This is a genomic window from Streptomyces sp. NPDC043878 (assembly GCF_056435735.1).
On sequence record NZ_JBWKDW010000003.1, the window covers coordinates 50,408 to 65,184 of the forward strand.

16 protein-coding genes and 3 pseudogenes are annotated in these 14,777 nt (G+C 71.3%); 13 read left to right on the forward strand and 6 right to left on the reverse strand.

Going from position 1 to position 14,777, the window contains the following annotated elements; translation table 11 throughout:
- Positions 1-2: 2 nt before the first annotated feature.
- Complete coding sequence (resB, locus tag AC07AZ_RS05975) at positions 3-1,772, forward strand: cytochrome c biogenesis protein ResB (protein ID WP_478844836.1); 1,770 nt, start codon at positions 3-5, stop codon at positions 1,770-1,772.
- Positions 1,769-2,863 (forward strand): c-type cytochrome biogenesis protein CcsB, encoded by a 1,095-nt coding sequence (ccsB, locus tag AC07AZ_RS05980; protein WP_478844275.1) that lies wholly within the window; start codon positions 1,769-1,771, stop codon positions 2,861-2,863. The genes resB and ccsB overlap by 4 nt, the downstream gene beginning before the upstream one ends.
- A 76-nt stretch (positions 2,864-2,939) precedes the next feature.
- Here ccsB and AC07AZ_RS05985 read toward each other — a convergent pair.
- The 3 genes and pseudogenes from AC07AZ_RS05985 to AC07AZ_RS05995 form a co-directional block, all read right to left on the reverse strand.
- Positions 2,940-3,209, reverse strand: a pseudogene (locus AC07AZ_RS05985) (hypothetical protein); the annotation flags it as partial.
- Positions 3,209-3,346, reverse strand: a pseudogene (locus AC07AZ_RS05990) (isopenicillin N synthase family dioxygenase); the annotation flags it as partial. The pseudogenes AC07AZ_RS05985 and AC07AZ_RS05990, both read right to left, overlap by 1 nt.
- Positions 3,345-3,803, reverse strand: a complete 459-nt coding sequence (locus tag AC07AZ_RS05995; RefSeq protein WP_478844277.1) for a nucleoside deaminase — start codon at positions 3,801-3,803, stop codon at positions 3,345-3,347. The pseudogene AC07AZ_RS05990 and the gene AC07AZ_RS05995, both read right to left, overlap by 2 nt.
- Positions 3,804-4,134: 331 nt before the next feature.
- Between AC07AZ_RS05995 and AC07AZ_RS06000 the strand changes: the two genes are divergently transcribed.
- Positions 4,135-4,902: a CDP-alcohol phosphatidyltransferase family protein gene (locus AC07AZ_RS06000; protein WP_478844279.1), complete on the forward strand. Its 768-nt coding sequence runs from the start codon at positions 4,135-4,137 to the stop codon at positions 4,900-4,902.
- A gap of 7 nt (positions 4,903-4,909) precedes the next feature.
- On the opposite strand, the gene AC07AZ_RS06005 is transcribed toward AC07AZ_RS06000, so the two are convergent.
- On the reverse strand, positions 4,910-5,554 hold the full coding sequence (locus AC07AZ_RS06005; RefSeq protein ID WP_478844281.1) for a DUF7848 domain-containing protein: 645 nt from the start codon (positions 5,552-5,554) through the stop codon (positions 4,910-4,912).
- A 114-nt stretch (positions 5,555-5,668) separates the two neighbouring features.
- Between AC07AZ_RS06005 and AC07AZ_RS06010 the strand changes: the two genes are divergently transcribed.
- A complete protein-coding gene (locus AC07AZ_RS06010; protein WP_478844283.1) occupies positions 5,669-6,637 on the forward strand; it encodes a helix-turn-helix domain-containing protein in 969 nt (322 codons plus the stop codon).
- Positions 6,591-6,698, forward strand: a pseudogene (locus AC07AZ_RS06015) (DUF397 domain-containing protein); the annotation flags it as partial. The gene AC07AZ_RS06010 and the pseudogene AC07AZ_RS06015, both read left to right, overlap by 47 nt.
- 116 nt (positions 6,699-6,814) lie before the next feature.
- Here the strand turns inward: AC07AZ_RS06015 and AC07AZ_RS06020 are convergent.
- Positions 6,815-7,213 (reverse strand): PLD nuclease N-terminal domain-containing protein, encoded by a 399-nt coding sequence (locus AC07AZ_RS06020; RefSeq protein WP_478844285.1) that lies wholly within the window; start codon positions 7,211-7,213, stop codon positions 6,815-6,817.
- A gap of 87 nt (positions 7,214-7,300) precedes the next feature.
- On the opposite strand from AC07AZ_RS06020, the gene AC07AZ_RS06025 reads away from it, so the two are divergent.
- The 8 genes from AC07AZ_RS06025 (at position 7,301) to AC07AZ_RS06060 (ending at position 13,873) form a co-directional block, all read left to right on the forward strand.
- A complete protein-coding gene (locus AC07AZ_RS06025; protein ID WP_478844287.1) occupies positions 7,301-8,758 on the forward strand; it encodes a menaquinone biosynthesis decarboxylase in 1,458 nt (485 codons plus the stop codon).
- Positions 8,755-9,657, forward strand: a complete 903-nt coding sequence (gene mqnP / locus AC07AZ_RS06030) for a menaquinone biosynthesis prenyltransferase MqnP (RefSeq protein ID WP_478844289.1) — start codon at positions 8,755-8,757, stop codon at positions 9,655-9,657. Before AC07AZ_RS06025 ends, mqnP begins: the two co-directional genes overlap by 4 nt.
- 57 nt (positions 9,658-9,714) lie before the next feature.
- Positions 9,715-10,386, forward strand: coding sequence for a UbiX family flavin prenyltransferase (locus AC07AZ_RS06035; RefSeq protein WP_478844291.1), 672 nt, complete (start codon positions 9,715-9,717; stop codon positions 10,384-10,386).
- 73 nt (positions 10,387-10,459) lie between these two features.
- The gene (locus tag AC07AZ_RS06040) at positions 10,460-10,915 is read left to right on the forward strand and encodes an Lrp/AsnC family transcriptional regulator (protein ID WP_356033627.1); all 456 of its coding nucleotides are present in this window, start codon (positions 10,460-10,462) and stop codon (positions 10,913-10,915) included.
- Between the two features lie 58 nt (positions 10,916-10,973).
- The gene (gene mqnE / locus AC07AZ_RS06045; protein ID WP_478844293.1) at positions 10,974-12,137 is read left to right on the forward strand and encodes an aminofutalosine synthase MqnE; all 1,164 of its coding nucleotides are present in this window, start codon (positions 10,974-10,976) and stop codon (positions 12,135-12,137) included.
- 60 nt (positions 12,138-12,197) lie between these two features.
- Positions 12,198-12,722 (forward strand): N-acetyltransferase family protein, encoded by a 525-nt coding sequence (locus AC07AZ_RS06050; RefSeq protein ID WP_478844295.1) that lies wholly within the window; start codon positions 12,198-12,200, stop codon positions 12,720-12,722.
- Between the two features lie 110 nt (positions 12,723-12,832).
- Positions 12,833-13,132 (forward strand): DUF4229 domain-containing protein, encoded by a 300-nt coding sequence (locus tag AC07AZ_RS06055; protein WP_478844297.1) that lies wholly within the window; start codon positions 12,833-12,835, stop codon positions 13,130-13,132.
- A gap of 78 nt (positions 13,133-13,210) precedes the next feature.
- Positions 13,211-13,873, forward strand: a complete 663-nt coding sequence (locus AC07AZ_RS06060) for a TetR/AcrR family transcriptional regulator (protein ID WP_478844299.1) — start codon at positions 13,211-13,213, stop codon at positions 13,871-13,873.
- On the opposite strand, the gene AC07AZ_RS06065 is transcribed toward AC07AZ_RS06060, so the two are convergent.
- Complete coding sequence (locus tag AC07AZ_RS06065) at positions 13,855-14,772, reverse strand: MaoC family dehydratase (protein ID WP_478844301.1); 918 nt, start codon at positions 14,770-14,772, stop codon at positions 13,855-13,857. The genes AC07AZ_RS06060 and AC07AZ_RS06065 overlap by 19 nt on opposite strands.
- Positions 14,773-14,777 lie beyond the last annotated feature (5 nt).

A 14,777-nucleotide genomic window follows, 5' to 3' on the forward strand; every position in this document is an offset into this window, starting at 1 on the left:
CGATGAAGACAGGCCCCGGCGCTGCCGACGCCGACGCGGCGGCGGAGCGGGCCGACGAGCAGGACCTCGGCGCCGCCGGTTCCCAGCTGTCCACCGCCCCCCAGGAGGAGACGGCGGGCGTGCCCGCTCTCGGGTTCGTCGGCTGGCTCCGCTGGTTCTGGCGGCAGCTGACCTCGATGCGGGTCGCGCTGCTGCTGCTCCTGCTGCTGTCGCTCGGCGCGATCCCCGGCTCGCTGATCCCGCAGACCAACGTCGACGCCTCGAAGGTCGCCGACTTCGAGAACCGGCACACCTTCCTCGCGCCCGTCTACGACAAGCTGGGCCTGTTCCACGTCTACAGCTCGGTGTGGTTCTCCGCGATCTACATCCTGCTGTTCGTCTCGCTCATCGGCTGCATCGTGCCCCGCACCTGGCAGTTCGTGGGCCAGCTGCGCGGCCGTCCGCCGGGCGCCCCGCGGCGCCTGACCCGGCTGCCCGCCTACACCTCCTGGCGCACCGCGGCCGAACCCGAGCAGGTCCGTGAGGCGGCGCTCACGCTGCTGCGCAGGCGCCGCTTCCGGGCGCACCTCGCCGGTGACGCCGTCGCCGCCGAGAAGGGTTATGTGCGCGAGGTCGGCAACCTCGCCTTCCACATCGCGCTCATCGTGATGCTGACGGCGTTCGCCTGGGGCCAGCTGTACAAGTCGGAGGGCGACAAGCTGATCGTGGAGGGCGACGGGTTCTCCAACACCCTCACCCAGTACGACGACTTCAAGTCCGGCAGCCTCTTCAGCCAGGACGACCTGGACCCCTTCAGCTTCACCCTGAGGAACTTCACCGGGACCTACGAGCTCACCGGCCCCAACCGGGGCACCCCGCGCACCTTCCAGGCCGACCTCTCCTACAGCGAGGGCGCCTACGGCAAGGAGAGGCGGACCACCATCAAGGTCAACGAGCCGCTGCGGATCGGCGACTCGAAGGTCTACCTCGTCAGCCACGGCTACGCGCCGGTGCTCACCGTCCGCGACGGCAAGGGCAAGATCGTCTACCACGACGCCGTACCGCTGCTGCCGCTGGACGCCAACGTCACCTCCACCGGCGCCGCCAAGGTCATGGACGGCTACCGCGACGCGCGGGGCGTCAAGGAACAGCTCGGCTTCCAGGCGGCCTTCCTGCCGACGTACGGCGGCGCGAACACCGCGGTCGTCTCGCAGTTCCCGGCGCTGCTGAACCCGGTCCTGAACCTGGCGGCGTACCACGGTGACCTCGGTGTCGACTCGGGCATCCCGCAGAGCGTGTACCAGCTGGACAAGACCAACCTGAAGGGGTTCAGGAACTCCAGGGGCCAGCAGCTGCGGGAGAACCTGAAGCCGGGCGAGACCATGAAGCTCCCCGGTGGCGCCGGCTCGGTCACCTTCGACAAGGTCGAGGAGTGGGCCGGGTTCCAGGTCACCCGGCAGCCGGGCAGCGGCTGGGCCCTGGGCGGCGCGGTCACCGCGATCTTCGGTCTGGCCGCGTCCCTGTTCATCCAGCGCCGCCGGGTGTGGGTGCGGGCGGTCCGGGGCGCCGACGGCGTCACCCTCGTGGAGATGGGTGGCCTCGGCCGCAGCGAGTCCGCCAAGGTGCCCGAGGAGCTCGGCGACCTCGCCGGCATCCTCTACGACCAGGCACCGGGCGCCCCCGAACCCGACACCGACTCCTCGGACTCCCCCGACCCCGCTTCGGAGCCGGGCGACGACACCCCCGTTCCCGAACCCCCAGTGGCACCCTCCGAAGGGGCTGAGACGAAGTGACTTCCGCCGCCGTGACCGACCTCGCCGTCGCGACCAACGAACATCTGGCGAGCCTGAGCAACACGCTCATCTACTCCGCGATGGCCGTCTACACCCTGGCCTTCTTCGCGTACATCACCGAATGGATCTTCGGTAGCCGCAGCAGGATCGGCCGCACCGCCGCCGCGCTGACCCCGGCACAGAAGGCCAAGGGCCCGGCCGTCACCGTGCAGAAGGCCGGCGGCACCACCGTGCTGGAGCGGCCGAAGGTCGTCGTGCGGGCGGCGGCCGGCGCGCGGGACGTGCCCGACGGACCCGGCGCGCACGGCGGCGACGAACAGGGTGACCTCTACGGCCGGATCGCCGTGTCCCTCACCGTGCTCGCCTTCCTCGTCGAGCTGGCCGGGGTCGTCGCCCGCGCTGCCTCGGTGGAGCGGGCGCCGTGGGGCAACATGTACGAGTTCAACATCACCTTCTCCACGGTCGCCGTCGGCGTGTACCTCACGCTGCTGGCGCTGCGGAAGAACGTGCGCTGGCTCGGCCTGTTCCTGATCACGACGGTCCTGCTCGACCTCGGCATCGCCGTCACCGTCCTGTACACCGCGAGCGACCAGCTGGTTCCCGCGCTGCACTCGTACTGGCTGTACATCCACGTGTCGACGGCGATCCTGTGCGGCGCGGTCTTCTACGTCGGCGCGGTCGCCACGATCCTCTACCTGTTCAAGGACTCGTACGAGAACAAGCTGGCGGGCGGCGGCGTGCCCGGCAGGTTCGCCACCTCGTTCCTGGAGCGGCTGCCCTCCTCGGCGTCCCTCGACAAGTTCTCCTACCGCGTCAACGCGGCCGTCTTCCCGCTGTGGACGTTCACGATCATCGCGGGCGCGATCTGGGCGGGCGACGCCTGGGGCCGCTACTGGGGCTGGGACCCGAAGGAGACCTGGGCGTTCATCACCTGGGTCGCCTACGCCTGTTACCTGCACGCCCGCGCCACGGCCGGCTGGAAGGGCCGCAAGGCCGCCTACCTGGCCCTGATCGCCTTCGGCTGCTGGCTGTTCAACTACTACGGCGTCAACATCTTCGTCTCCGGCAAGCACTCGTACGCGGGCGTGTAACCCTCGTACGTGCATGTACGGTGAGGCCGGTTTCCGTGACCCGGGTCACGGAAACCGGCCTTCGCCGTCGCACGGCCTATGACGACGGCGGCAGGCACTCCCCGGCCGGCGGCCTGCCCTCCGGCCAGGCGATCCTGACGAAGCGGGAGCCGCCCTCCGGGCTCAGTTCCACGATCGGTACGGCCTTGTCGTAGGGGTTGCCGTGCACGTCCAGGCAGATCCAGCCGCTCGCCCCGTCCACCCGCAGCGAGCCCTTGACCTGCGGCCACTGCAGGCCCACGACGGCGAGAGGCGGGACGGTCCGGCCTTCCGGTGTGGCCTCGCGGATGCCGTGCACGGCCAGCCGACCAGGGACATCAGTTCCTCGGCCGGGGCGTCCGCGGGCGGCGGCAGCACCCGGTGCCGGCCCGAGCGCCAGCGGTCGCCGGTCCAGCGGGCCAGGTCGACGGTCGGGATGCGGGGCGCGGGGGTGGCGGGGGCGTCAGTCACCGATGTCCTCGTTCCACAGTGCGGGGTTCTTCCCGATGAAGTCGCGCATCATCGCGGCGCACCCGGGGTCGTCGAGCAGCACGATCTCCACGCCGTGCCCGGCCAGCCAGTCGTGCCCTCCGTGGAAGGTGGCCGCCTCGCCGACGATCACCCGCGAGATGCCGAACTGGCGGACCAGCCCGCTGCAGTACCAGCACGGCGAGAGCGTGGTGACCATGGTCGTCCCGCGGTACGACCGCTGCCGTCCGGCCGCCCGGAAGGCCGCCGTCTCCGCGTGCGTGGAGGGGTCGTCGTCCTGGACGCGGCGGTTGTGCCCGCGCCCGAGGAGGGTGCCGTCGGGGCCGTAGAGGGCGGCGCCGACGGGGATGCCGCCCTCGGCGAGACCCGTGCGGGCCTCGGCGACGGCGGTGGCGAGCCATGCGCGTGCCTGTGCCCGGTCGATGTGCTGCATGGTCCCACTCTGGGGTGGCCGGAACACGAGGGCAACGTGCGGAGAGCACTCTCCCGGCAACCCGCAGCCGGACGAACCGCCGGCGCCCTGGAGGTTCCCGTGCCGCACTCACCCTCCGTGAAGTCCTGGTCCTCGATCCTGTGTGTGCCGCCGAGCCCGGACTGCTCGCCGGCGGCGGCCTGCGCCCACCGGGTCGTGCGCGGCACGGCGGCCGCGGTCCCCGGCGGACCGCGGACGGTGGCCTGCGGGACGGGTCCGCCGACCGGCTCTGTAGCCTGTGCCGATCACCGCCGCGCGCGCGGCAGTTGAGCCTCGGGCGGAAGGACAGGTCATGGGTGCTGCTCCGGTTCTGGAGGAGCTGCGGGAGGTCTGCCAGCCGCAGGCCAAGCTCGCGAGCCGCAACGGAGAACACTGGGCGGGCCGGCTCTACATGCGCAGGATCTCGCTGCGGGCCACCCGCCAGCTGGTCCGCACCCCGGTCACCCCCGACCAGCTGACCTGGACCATGGTGGTGTGCGGGGTCGCGGCCGGAGCCGCCCTGATGATCCCCGGCCTCACCGGCGCCGTACTGGCCGTCGTCCTGATGCAGCTCTTCCTCCTCTTCGACTGCGTGGACGGCGAGGTCGCCCGCTGGAAGGGGCAGAACAGCGCCGCCGGCATCTACGTCGACCGGCTCGGCGCCTACCTCGCGGACGCGGCCCTGCTGGCCGGGGCCGGCTATCGCGCCGCCGAATCCGGGGTCGGCGGATGGCTGTCGATCGGTGTCGCGACCTCCCTCGGCGTGGTCCTGCTGAAGGCGTCGACCGACCTCGTGGACGTGGCCCGCGCCCGCCGCGGACTGACCGTCGTCGGCGACGAGGCTACCCGGCCCCGCTCGCAGGGCGTCGCCACCGTCCGGCGCCTCGCCGCCGCGTTCAGGATCCACCGCGTGACCAACGGCATCGAGGCGTCCCTCGTGCTGCTCGTCGCCGCCGTCGCCGACCAGGTCACCGGCGGCATCGAGCCCACCCGCTGGGCGCTGGGCGCGCTCGCGGTCATCACCTGGGTGATGGTCCCGGCGCACCTGCTGTCGATCCTGTCGTCGTCCCGGCTGCGGTGAGCCGCGCTCACCCCATCCGCTCCAGTACGGCGTAGTCCGCGAAGCTGCGGCGGTAGCGCAGGTGCCGGGTCTCCTGGGTGTGCCTGCGCTGCCACTCCTCGACGTCCGCCGGGTCCTGGCACGGCCCCGACCCGGCCCCGCAGTCCGCCTCGTCCCCCGAGACGCAGCGGGCCTCGTACTCCGGGCGCGCCGACGCGTCCTGCACGATCGAGTACGGCACGTACCGGAACACCCGGCGGCCCGCCCCCGGTTCACCGCCGTGCTCCCGCCGCTGGTGCTGACGCAGACGCACGTTCGCGTCCGTCTCCGCGCTGCGGTCGAACGCGGCCCGCGCCTCCTGGCGCCGGGCGGTGAGCCCTTCGCAGGCCGCGCAGCCCGGCACCGGCTCGGGCGGCCGGCGCGTCACCGCCTCGTCGAACGCGGTGCCCGTCCCCTCCCTTCCCTCCCGCGAACGGCCGTTGGCCGCCCGCACCGCCGCGCTCAGCCGCTCCTCCGCCGTCGCCGGCCGCAGCCGCGCCGGATCGGCCTGCCACTCCCGGCCGCCGCCCACCGGCCGCAGCATCGCGTACGGCCCCGACCTGTCCTGGTACTCGCCCACCTCGCCCCGCTGCGGGTCGTGTACGAGCGTTCCCGGTTCCCACCGCTCCACCATGTCCAACTCCGAGCATCATCCGTCACTCTGGGTGTACCAAGCGTCGCGCAGGGGAACGGTCGATATCAATGCCCGACGCGTGCCACTGGCCCACTGTCACGAAGGGATACGTCCGTGAGCCGACGCAACGCCGACGGGGGAGCGGGGCTCAGCACGAGCACGGCCGCGGTGTTCGGCGAGGTGCTCAAGCACTTCCGTGAGGCGGCTCCGCTGACCCAGGAGGGCCTGGCCCGGGAGATCCCCTGCGACCGCTCCCACGTCGCCCGGGTGGAGGCGGGCACGCGGGTGCCGCAGGACACGTTCGCGAAGAAGTGCGACGAACTGCTCACCACGGGTGGGGTGTTGCTGCGGCTGTGGGGACGGATCGACTGGTATCCGCAGGTGGAGCATCCGGACTGGTTCGAGCGCAGGGCTCGCATGGATGCGGAGGCCGTCGCGGTACGGGCGTACCAGACGCAGGTGATCCCAGGACTCTTGCAGACGCCGGACTATGCGAGGGCGTTGTTCTCCCGTCGCCTGCCCAAGCGTGGGGAGGTGGAGGAGCGTGTCCGAGCGCGCCTGAGCCGACAGCAACGGTTCTTCGTCGAGGGCGGCCCGCTCTACCTCGTGGTGCTGGACGAGAGTTGTCTGCGGCACCTGGTGGGCGGTGTCGACGTCATGCGGGGCCAGTGCGAGCACTTACTGAGCGTCGGCAAGCTGCCCAACATCCGCATCCAGATCGCTCCGGCGAGCCGCGCGGACATCGATCGACCTGACACCTCACTGTCGTTGATCGAACTGCCGGACGGTCACCGATGGCTCTATTCGGAGTCGCTCGACCGTGGGCACTTCACCGACGATCCGTCCATCTTCGGTCGCCACAGCCGGACTTATGATGTGCTCCGGGCGGACGCCCTGTCAGCCCCCGGTTCCGCCGCTCTGATCAGCGACGTGATGGAAGGGTACAACCACCATGACCAGTCACGATCTGAGCGCCGCGACCTGGATCAAGAGCAGCTACAGCGGCGCAAACGGCGGGGACTGCATCGAAGTCGCCCCCGGTTTCCCCACCGTCGTCCCCGTCCGGGACAGCAAGGTTCCTGACGGCCCGGTGCTGCTGCTCACCCCTGCCGCGTGGTCCGCGTTCACGGCCGCGTTCCGCTGAACCTCCGTTCCGGACAGGACCGCCGGCACGCTGCGGTCCAGCCAGTGCCGCAGATGGTGATCGGCCGGTTCTCCTACGGCCACCGGGGCAACCCGCCACCGCGCCGGTGACCTCGCTCAGTCGGTCCTCGGGTCCTCGCCGGTCTCCTTGCGCCGCAGCTCCTCCTCGCGGCGGCGCAGGTCCGCCTCCCAGTCCTTGAGGAGGGCGGCCTCGTCCTTCCCGCCCTTCCCGTCGAGGGACTTGAGGAACTCCGGGTTGTCGTCGGGCGCGACGAACCGCGCGCGCTGCTCGCGCTGCCAGGGGGTGGAGGCGGGGCCACCGGCCGGGCCGCCGCGCTGCTTGCCCGCGACCAGCCAGGCGACCGGGCCGACGAGCACCTCGCCGAACAGCAGGATGACGATGACCCAGACCACCTTCGGCAGCCCGCGCACCTGCTCCTCGGGGGTGTTCAGGCAGTCGATGAAGGCGTAGATCCACAGTGCCAGGACCAGCAGGAACGGCAGATACCTGAGCATGGCGTGCGATCCCCCAGGAGACGGCGACAGGGCGCGGGACGGCCCCGGTGACCGGGCCAGAGTAGCGGGTGCCCGATACTGGACCGCATGGCTTACGACGATCTCCGCTCCCTGCTCAGGGCCCTGGAACGCGAGGGTGACCTCAAGCGCGTCAAGGCCGAGGTCGACCCGTGTCTGGAGGTCGGGGAGATCGTCGACCGGGTGCAGAAGGCCGGCGGGCCCGCCCTGCTCTTCGAGAACGTGAAGGGCTCCTCGATGCCCCTCGCGATGAACGTCTTCGGCACCGACCGCCGCCTGCTGAAGGCGCTCGGCCTGAAGTCGTACGGCGAGATCTCGGAGAAGATCGGCGGGCTGCTGCGGCCGGAGCTGCCACACGGCTTCGTCGGGGTGCGCGAGGCGTTCGGGAAGCTCGGCGCGATGGCGCACGTACCGCCGAAGAAGGTGAAGGCGGACAACGCGCCCGTGCAGGAGGTCGTCCTGCACGGCGACGACGTCGATCTCGACCAGTTGCCCGCGCTGTTCACCTGGCCCCAGGACGGCGGCTCGTTCTTCAACCTCGGGCTGACCCACACCCGCGACCCCGAGTCCGGCATCCGCAACCTCGGCCTCTACCGCCTCCAGCGCCACGACAAGCGCACCATCGGCATGCACTGGCAGATCCACAAGGACAGCCGCAACCACTACCAGGTGGCGGCCAGGCGCGGGGAGCGCCTCCCGGTCGCGATCGCCTTCGGCTGCCCGCCCGCCGTCACCTACGCCTCCACCGCCCCGCTCCCCGGCGACATCGACGAGTACCTGTTCGCCGGCTTCGTTGCGGGCAAGCGGATCGAGATGGTGGACTGCAAGACCGTGCCGCTCCAGGTCCCCGCCCAGGCGGAGGTCGTGATCGAGGGCTGGCTGGAGCCCGGCCGGATGCTGCCCGAGGGGCCCTTCGGCGACCACACCGGCTTCTACACCCCGCAGGAACCCTTCCCCGCCCTCACCATCGACTGCGTGACCATGCGCAGGCGGCCGCTGCTCCAGTCGATCGTCGTGGGCCGCCCGCCGACCGAGGACGGACCCCTGGGCCGGGCGACGGAACGCTTCTTCCTGCCCCTGCTGAAGATCATCGTCCCGGACATCGTGGACTACCACCTGCCGGAGGCCGGCGGCTTCCACAACTGCGCGATCGTCGCGATCGACAAGAAGTACCCGAAGCACGCCCAGAAGGTGATGCACGCCGTCTGGGGGGCACACATGATGTCGCTGACCAAACTGATCGTGGTGGTCGACTCCGACTGCGACGTGCACGACCTGCACGAGGTCGCCTGGCGCGCCCTCGGCAACACCGACTACAGCCGCGACCTCACGGTCGTCGAGGGTCCCGTCGACCATCTCGACCACGCCTCCTACCAGCAGTTCTGGGGCGGCAAGGCAGGCATCGACGCCACCAGGAAATGGCCCGAGGAGGGCTACACGCGAGACGGCGGCTGGCCCGAGATGGTCCTGTCCGACCCGGAGACGGCGGCGACGGTCGACCGCCGCTGGAAGGAGTACGGCCTGTGACCTCCGCTTCCGCGGCGCTGCCCCAGCCGGGCCGCACCAGGGCGTTCCTGCGCCTGGTGATGATCGAGCACTCCGTCTTCGCGCTGCCCTTCGCCTACATCGCCGCGCTCACCGCGATGTTCCAGTGGGACAGGAACGTCCACTGGGGCCGGCTGCTCCTGGTCACCGTCTGCATGGTGGGTCTGCGCACCTTCGCGATGGCCGTCAACCGGATCATCGACCGCGAGATCGACGCCCGCAATCCGCGCACCGCCCACCGCGAACTGGTCACCGGCGCCATGTCGGTACGGCACGCCTGGACCGGCGCCCTGATCGCCCTGGTCGTCTTCCTGGGCTCGGCCGCCCTGCTCAACCCGCTGTGCCTGGCGCTCGCCCCCATCGCCGTGATCCCGATGGTGGTCTACCCCTACGGCAAGCGGTTCACGAACTTCCCGCAGGCCATCCTCGGTCTCGCCCAGGCGATGGGCCCGGTCGGCGGCTGGCTCGCGATCACCGGCGAGTGGTCCTGGGACGCGGTCATCCTGGGGCTCGCCGTCGGCGTCTGGATCGGCGGCTTCGACCTGATCTACGCCTGCCAGGACATCGAGACCGACCGCGAGACCGGCGTCATGTCGGTTCCGGCCCGCTTCGGCGTCCCCGCGGCGATCCGCGGCGCGCGCGTCTGCCACGCCGTGACGACGGCCCTGCTCGTCTGGTACGCGGCGGCCACCGGCGCCGGAGGTTTCTTCTGGTGCGGCCTGGCGGTCGTCGCGGGCGCCTTCGTCTACGAGCACTCCATCGTCCGCCCGCACGACCTGTCCCGCCTCAACCGGGCGTTCTTCAGCGTCAACGGGTTCATCGGAATTGCCCTGTTCGTGTGCGCCCTGCTGGACCTCCTGGTGCGTGGCCTGACGGTCTGACCACGGTGGGGCCCGGCCGGTCCTGAGGTCCGTTCCGTCCGCCGGTACGCTCAAGGTGTGAACGCAGGAGAAACGCAGCGCGCGCCTTGGATCGTGGGGGTGTCGGGAGCGTCCGGTACGCCGTACGCGGCGGCCGTGCTGCGCGCCCTGCTGGACGCCGGTGAGAGCGTCGACCTGGTGGTGTCCCGGGCCTCGCGGCTCACCCTGCTCGACGAGACCGGCATCTCGTTCCGGGACGCGCACTGGCGGGACGACCTGCGGGAATGGCTGTCCAGAGGCGCCGACGGCAAGCCCGGCGCCTTCGACGTGGACATCGCCGGCGTACGGCACTGGGGTGCCGGCGACCTGGCGGCGGGGCCGTCCTCGGGGTCGTACCCCTCCAAGGGCATGCTGATCGTGCCCGCGTCGACGGCCTGCGTCGCCGGAGTCGCCCTCGGCCTCTCCAAGGACCTGCTGCAACGGGCCGCGAGCGTGGTCCTCAAGGAGCGGCGCCCACTGGTCGTGGCCGTACGGGAGACCCCCCTGAACGGACAGACGCTGCGGCACCTGGTCACCCTGGACGACGCCGGCGCGAGCGTCGTACCGGCCTCGCCGGGCTTCTACGCGGGGGCGACCCACATCCAGGACCTGGTGGACTTCGTCGCCGGCCGGGTGCTCGACGCGGCGGGCGTCCGGCACGCGCTGTACCGCCGCTGGAAGGGCGAACTGGGCGGCCCCCGGCCCGAGTGAGCGGTCCGCGGCACCGACCCGCACCAACCTCAGACACTTCTCTTCAGTCTCATCAGTGGAAGGCTTCGATCGCATGGACGCGGTGGACAGGCAGCTCATCCAGGCCCTGAGAGAGAACGGCCGGGCCTCGTACGCGGAGCTGGGGCGCCTCGTCGGCCTGTCGGGACCCAGTGTCACCGACCGCATCAACCGGCTGGAGGCGGCCGGTGTCATCACCGGCTACCGCGCCACCGTCGACGCCGCCTCCCTGGGCCTCGGCGTCATCGCCCTGATCGGCATCTCGCTCTCCGACGCCGCCGACCACGAGGACGTGGCCCAGCGGATGAAGGACCTCACCGAGATCGAGGACTGCTGGTTCATCGCGGGCGACGACTCGTTCATGCTCAAGGTGCGGGCCACCGACGTCGACGGTCTGGAGAGGATCATCCGGCGGCTGTCCGGCACCAAGGGCGTCTCCCGGACCCGTACGACCATCGTGCTGTCCACGAAGTGGGAGAACCGGGTCGGGGAGCTGCCGGAGGAGGTGTAGCGGCGTGGGCGTACGGTTGGCGGAGTCTGTCTCACACAAGAGCAGGAAGAGGTAGGGCATGGACGTCGGGCTCAAGCGCGAGCTGGAGGAGAAGGTCCGTTCCGGTGAGCGGCTGACCCGCGAGGACGGCGTCGCGCTGTACGCGTCGGACGACCTGGCCTGGCTGGGCGGACTCGCGCACGAGGTGCGGACGCGCAAGAACGGCGACGTCGTGCACTTCAACGTCAACCGTCACCTGAACATGACGAACGTGTGCACCGCCTCCTGCGCCTACTGCTCCTTCCAGCGCAAGCCGGGCGAGAAGGACGCGTACACGATGCGCATCGAGGAGGCCGTCCGCCTCGCCAAGACGATGGAGGGCGAGAACCTCACCGAGCTGCACATCGTCAACGGGCTGCACCCCAACCTGCCGTGGCGCTACTACCCGCGCTCGCTGAGCGAGCTGAAGAAGGCCCTGCCGAACGTCTCGCTGAAGGCCTTCACGGCCACGGAGATCCACCACTTCGAGACCATCTCCGGGCTGTCCGCCTCCGAGATCCTCGACGAGCTGATCGACGCCGGCCTGGAGTCCCTCACCGGCGGCGGCGCGGAGATCTTCGACTGGGAGGTCCGCCAGCACATCGTCGACCACCGCACCCACTGGGAGGACTGGTCGCGCATCCACCGGCTGGCGCACGAGAAGGGCCTCAAGACGCCGTGCACCATGCTGTACGGCCACATCGAGGAGCCCCGCCACCGCGTCGACCACGTGCTGCGGCTGCGTGAACTCCAGGACGAGACCGGCGGCTTCCAGGTCTTCATCCCGCTGCGCTACCAGCACGACTTCGTGGACGTGAAGGACGGCAAGGTCAGGAACCGCCTCCAGGCACGCACCCAGATGGCGACCGGCGCCGAGGCCCTGAAGACCTTCGCGGTCTCCCGGCTGCTGTTCGACAACGTCCCGCACGTCAAGGTCTTCTGGGTCATGCACGGCGTCCAGACCGCGCAGCTCGCCCTCCAGCACGGCGCCGACGACATGGACGGCTCGGTCGTCGAGTACAAGATCACGCACGACGCCGACAACTACGGCACGCCGAACAAGCTGACCCGCGAGGACCTGCTCGACCTGATCCGCGACGCCGGCTTCCGGCCGGTGGAGCGCAACACGCGCTACGAGATCATCCGCGAGTACGACGCCCCCGACCCGGCCCGCCGCGAGTCCCCCCAGCCCATGCGGGTGTGATTCCCGGGGGTGAGCGAGGGCGAGCGGTGCCCTCCGTGTCGTAAGGGTTACGATCCTGTCGTGGCCCTTACCTTCACGCTCGACCCCGCCGTCACCCCCGCCCTGCGCGACGGCGTCCTCGACCTGTGGACCGATGTCTCCAACGCGGGCGGTGCCGTCGGCTTCGTGCCGCCCGTGACGCGCGAGGCCGTCCGGCCGGAACTGGTCAGACACCTCGCGGGCCTGGCGGAGGGACGCGTCCGGCTGCTCGCCGGCCACGACCAGGACGGACGGGTGGCCGCCACCGCCTTCTTCGGCGTGAACACCCACCGGCTGATGACCCACTGGGTGTGGCTCCACACGGTGATGGTCCACCCCCGCCACCAGGGCCGGGGGTACGGCCGGGACCTGCTGGCCGCCGCCGCGGACGCGGCCCGCGGCTTCGACGGCGTCGAGGCGATCCGGCTCACCTGCCGGGGCGGGCTCGGCCTGGAGCGCTTCTACGGCTCCTGCGGCTACAAGGAGGTCGGCCGGGTCCCCGGCGCGATCCGCGTCGCGCCCGGCGACGACCGGGACGACGTCACGATGCTCCTGCCCCTGGCGTGACCGGCGCGCGTGCCCGTACCCGCCCGCGAGACCGCGCCGCCGCCGTGCTTCACTGGAGGGTGCGCCCTTCGGGACGTTCCGGACTGTTCGAAACGGAAGAGTGGATTGAGATGTTCCGCTACACACTGATGCGCCTCGGTGTCTTCGTGGGCTGCCTCGTGGTCGTCTGGGGCCTCGTCTACTCGGGCATCGCGCCGCGCGCCCTCGGCGACGCCAACTACATGTGGATCGTCCTGCTCGCTCTCGTCGTCTCCGCCCCGATCAGCTTCGTGGTGCTGCGCAAGGAGCGGGACCGGGCCTCCATGCAGGTGGTGGCCAAGGTCGACCGCATGAAGGCCAACCTGGACGCCAACCGCAGCCAGGAGGACGGCGTCGACGACCCCGCCCGCGCCCGGGGCCACGCCTCCTGAGGCGGCGTCCCGGACGACCGGCGGACCCGGCGGGTTCCGGACGCTTCGCTCCGGGCCGCGCCCAACTACCCTGGGCCCATGGGTGCCGTGAAGACCAAACGCATGCCGCGGGCCGTCCGTGAGCAGCAGATGCTCGATGCCGCCGTGCGGACGTTCGGGCAGCGCGGGTACATGGCCGCCTCGATGGACGAGATCGCCGAACTGGCGGGTGTGTCCAAGCCGCTGGTCTACCTGTACCTGAACTCGAAGGAAGACCTCTTCACGGCGTGCATCCGCCGCGAGGCGAAGGCCCTCACCGCGGCCGTCCGGGCCGGCGTCCGCACCGACCTGCCCGGCGACCGCCAACTCTGGGACGGCCTGCGGGCGTTCTTCACGCACACCGCGCAGCACCCGGACGCCTGGTCGGTGCTGCACCTCCAGGCCCGCACCCACGGCGAGCCGTTCGCCGCCGAGGTGGCCGCGATGCGCGAGGAGATCGTCGCGTTCGTGACGCAGCTGATCGTCGTCGCGGCACGCGAGGCGCACCGCGACCCCGACCTGCCCGAGGCCGAGGTCGCCGGTCTCGCCGAGGCCCTGGTGGGCGCCGCCGAGTCGCTGGCCGCCTGGGCCAACGCCACCGACGGCGTCACCGCCCGGCAGACGGCGGCGACCCTGATGAACTTCGCCTGGGCGGGACTGGGCAACCTGATGGAGGGGCGGCCCTGGTCACCGCCCGAGACCGCTCACGACGTGAGCGGATAGACCTCGCCGGTCAGGTGCACCCGGTCGCCGCCCCGCAGCTCGAACCGCCCGTTCCGCGCCGCGTACGTCACCGACCCCGGCAGCAGCACCGGCGCCCGGAACTCGGCCCGCATCCGCACCACGTCCGGTGTGCCGTGCGCCGCCAGACACCTGGCCACGGTCCACATCCCGTGCGCGACGGCCCGGGGGAAGCCGAACGGGCGGGCGGTCAGCGCGTGCAGATGGATGGGGTTGCGGTCACCGGAGGCGGCACCGTAGCGCCGCCCGACGTCCGCGCCGAGCCGCCAGTCGGCGAGGACTGGCAGGGGGTCGGGGACGACGGACAGCGGCACGGGGGCCGGGGCTGCGACCGGGACACGTCCGGGCAGCTGTGCGGCGAGAGCGGCCGGCGCCTCCGGTTCCCCCGCGGGCGTCACCGCCGTACGCTCGCCGGTGCGGTGCCGGGCCAGATAGGTGCTCCTGGACTCCCACACCACCCTGCCCGCCGACCGCACCTCGGTGACCACACCGGCCTCCGTGCCCCGCCGGTGCGGCGCCAACCCGTCGACGTACACGCCGAGTTCGTACTCCCCGGTGGCCGTCAGCACCGCGCTCCGGGTGATCTCGACCGACGTGTGGACGAGCCCGAGCAGCGGCAGCGGGAAGGCGCGGGCGCTCATCAGCCGCATCGCCAGCGGGAAGCCCAGCACGTGCGGATACGTCAGCGGCAGCGAGTCGTCGCCGGTCGCGAAGCCGCACACCCGCTCGTAGGCGGCCAGCCGCGTCAGGTCCACCCGCACACCGGGCCGTTCCAGCCGCGTGCGCGGGACGTCCGCGTCCGGGCGGGGCCGCTTGAACGGGGACAGCAGCGCGCCGCGCGCGAGCAGGGGGCCGAGGGCCGGGGAGCCGGTCAGTGTCATGCGCA

Bases quoted from the DNA above. Each gene is read 5' to 3' on its own strand.
- resB (WP_478844836.1), top strand. From the start codon at position 3: ATGAAGACAGGCCCCGGCGCTGCCGACGCCGACGCGGCGGCGGAGCGG.
- AC07AZ_RS05995 (WP_478844277.1), bottom strand. From the start codon at position 3,803: ATGCAGCACATCGACCGGGCACAGGCACGCGCATGGCTCGCCACCGCC.
- AC07AZ_RS06000 (WP_478844279.1), top strand. From the start codon at position 4,135: ATGGGTGCTGCTCCGGTTCTGGAGGAGCTGCGGGAGGTCTGCCAGCCG.
- AC07AZ_RS06005 (WP_478844281.1), bottom strand. From the start codon at position 5,554: ATGGTGGAGCGGTGGGAACCGGGAACGCTCGTACACGACCCGCAGCGG.
- AC07AZ_RS06020 (WP_478844285.1), bottom strand. From the start codon at position 7,213: ATGCTCAGGTATCTGCCGTTCCTGCTGGTCCTGGCACTGTGGATCTAC.
- AC07AZ_RS06025 (WP_478844287.1), top strand. From the start codon at position 7,301: ATGGCTTACGACGATCTCCGCTCCCTGCTCAGGGCCCTGGAACGCGAG.
- AC07AZ_RS06040 (WP_356033627.1), top strand. From the start codon at position 10,460: ATGGACGCGGTGGACAGGCAGCTCATCCAGGCCCTGAGAGAGAACGGC.
- mqnE (WP_478844293.1), top strand. From the start codon at position 10,974: ATGGACGTCGGGCTCAAGCGCGAGCTGGAGGAGAAGGTCCGTTCCGGT.
- AC07AZ_RS06055 (WP_478844297.1), top strand. From the start codon at position 12,833: ATGTTCCGCTACACACTGATGCGCCTCGGTGTCTTCGTGGGCTGCCTC.
- AC07AZ_RS06060 (WP_478844299.1), top strand. From the start codon at position 13,211: ATGGGTGCCGTGAAGACCAAACGCATGCCGCGGGCCGTCCGTGAGCAG.
- AC07AZ_RS06065 (WP_478844301.1), bottom strand. From the start codon at position 14,772: ATGACACTGACCGGCTCCCCGGCCCTCGGCCCCCTGCTCGCGCGCGGC.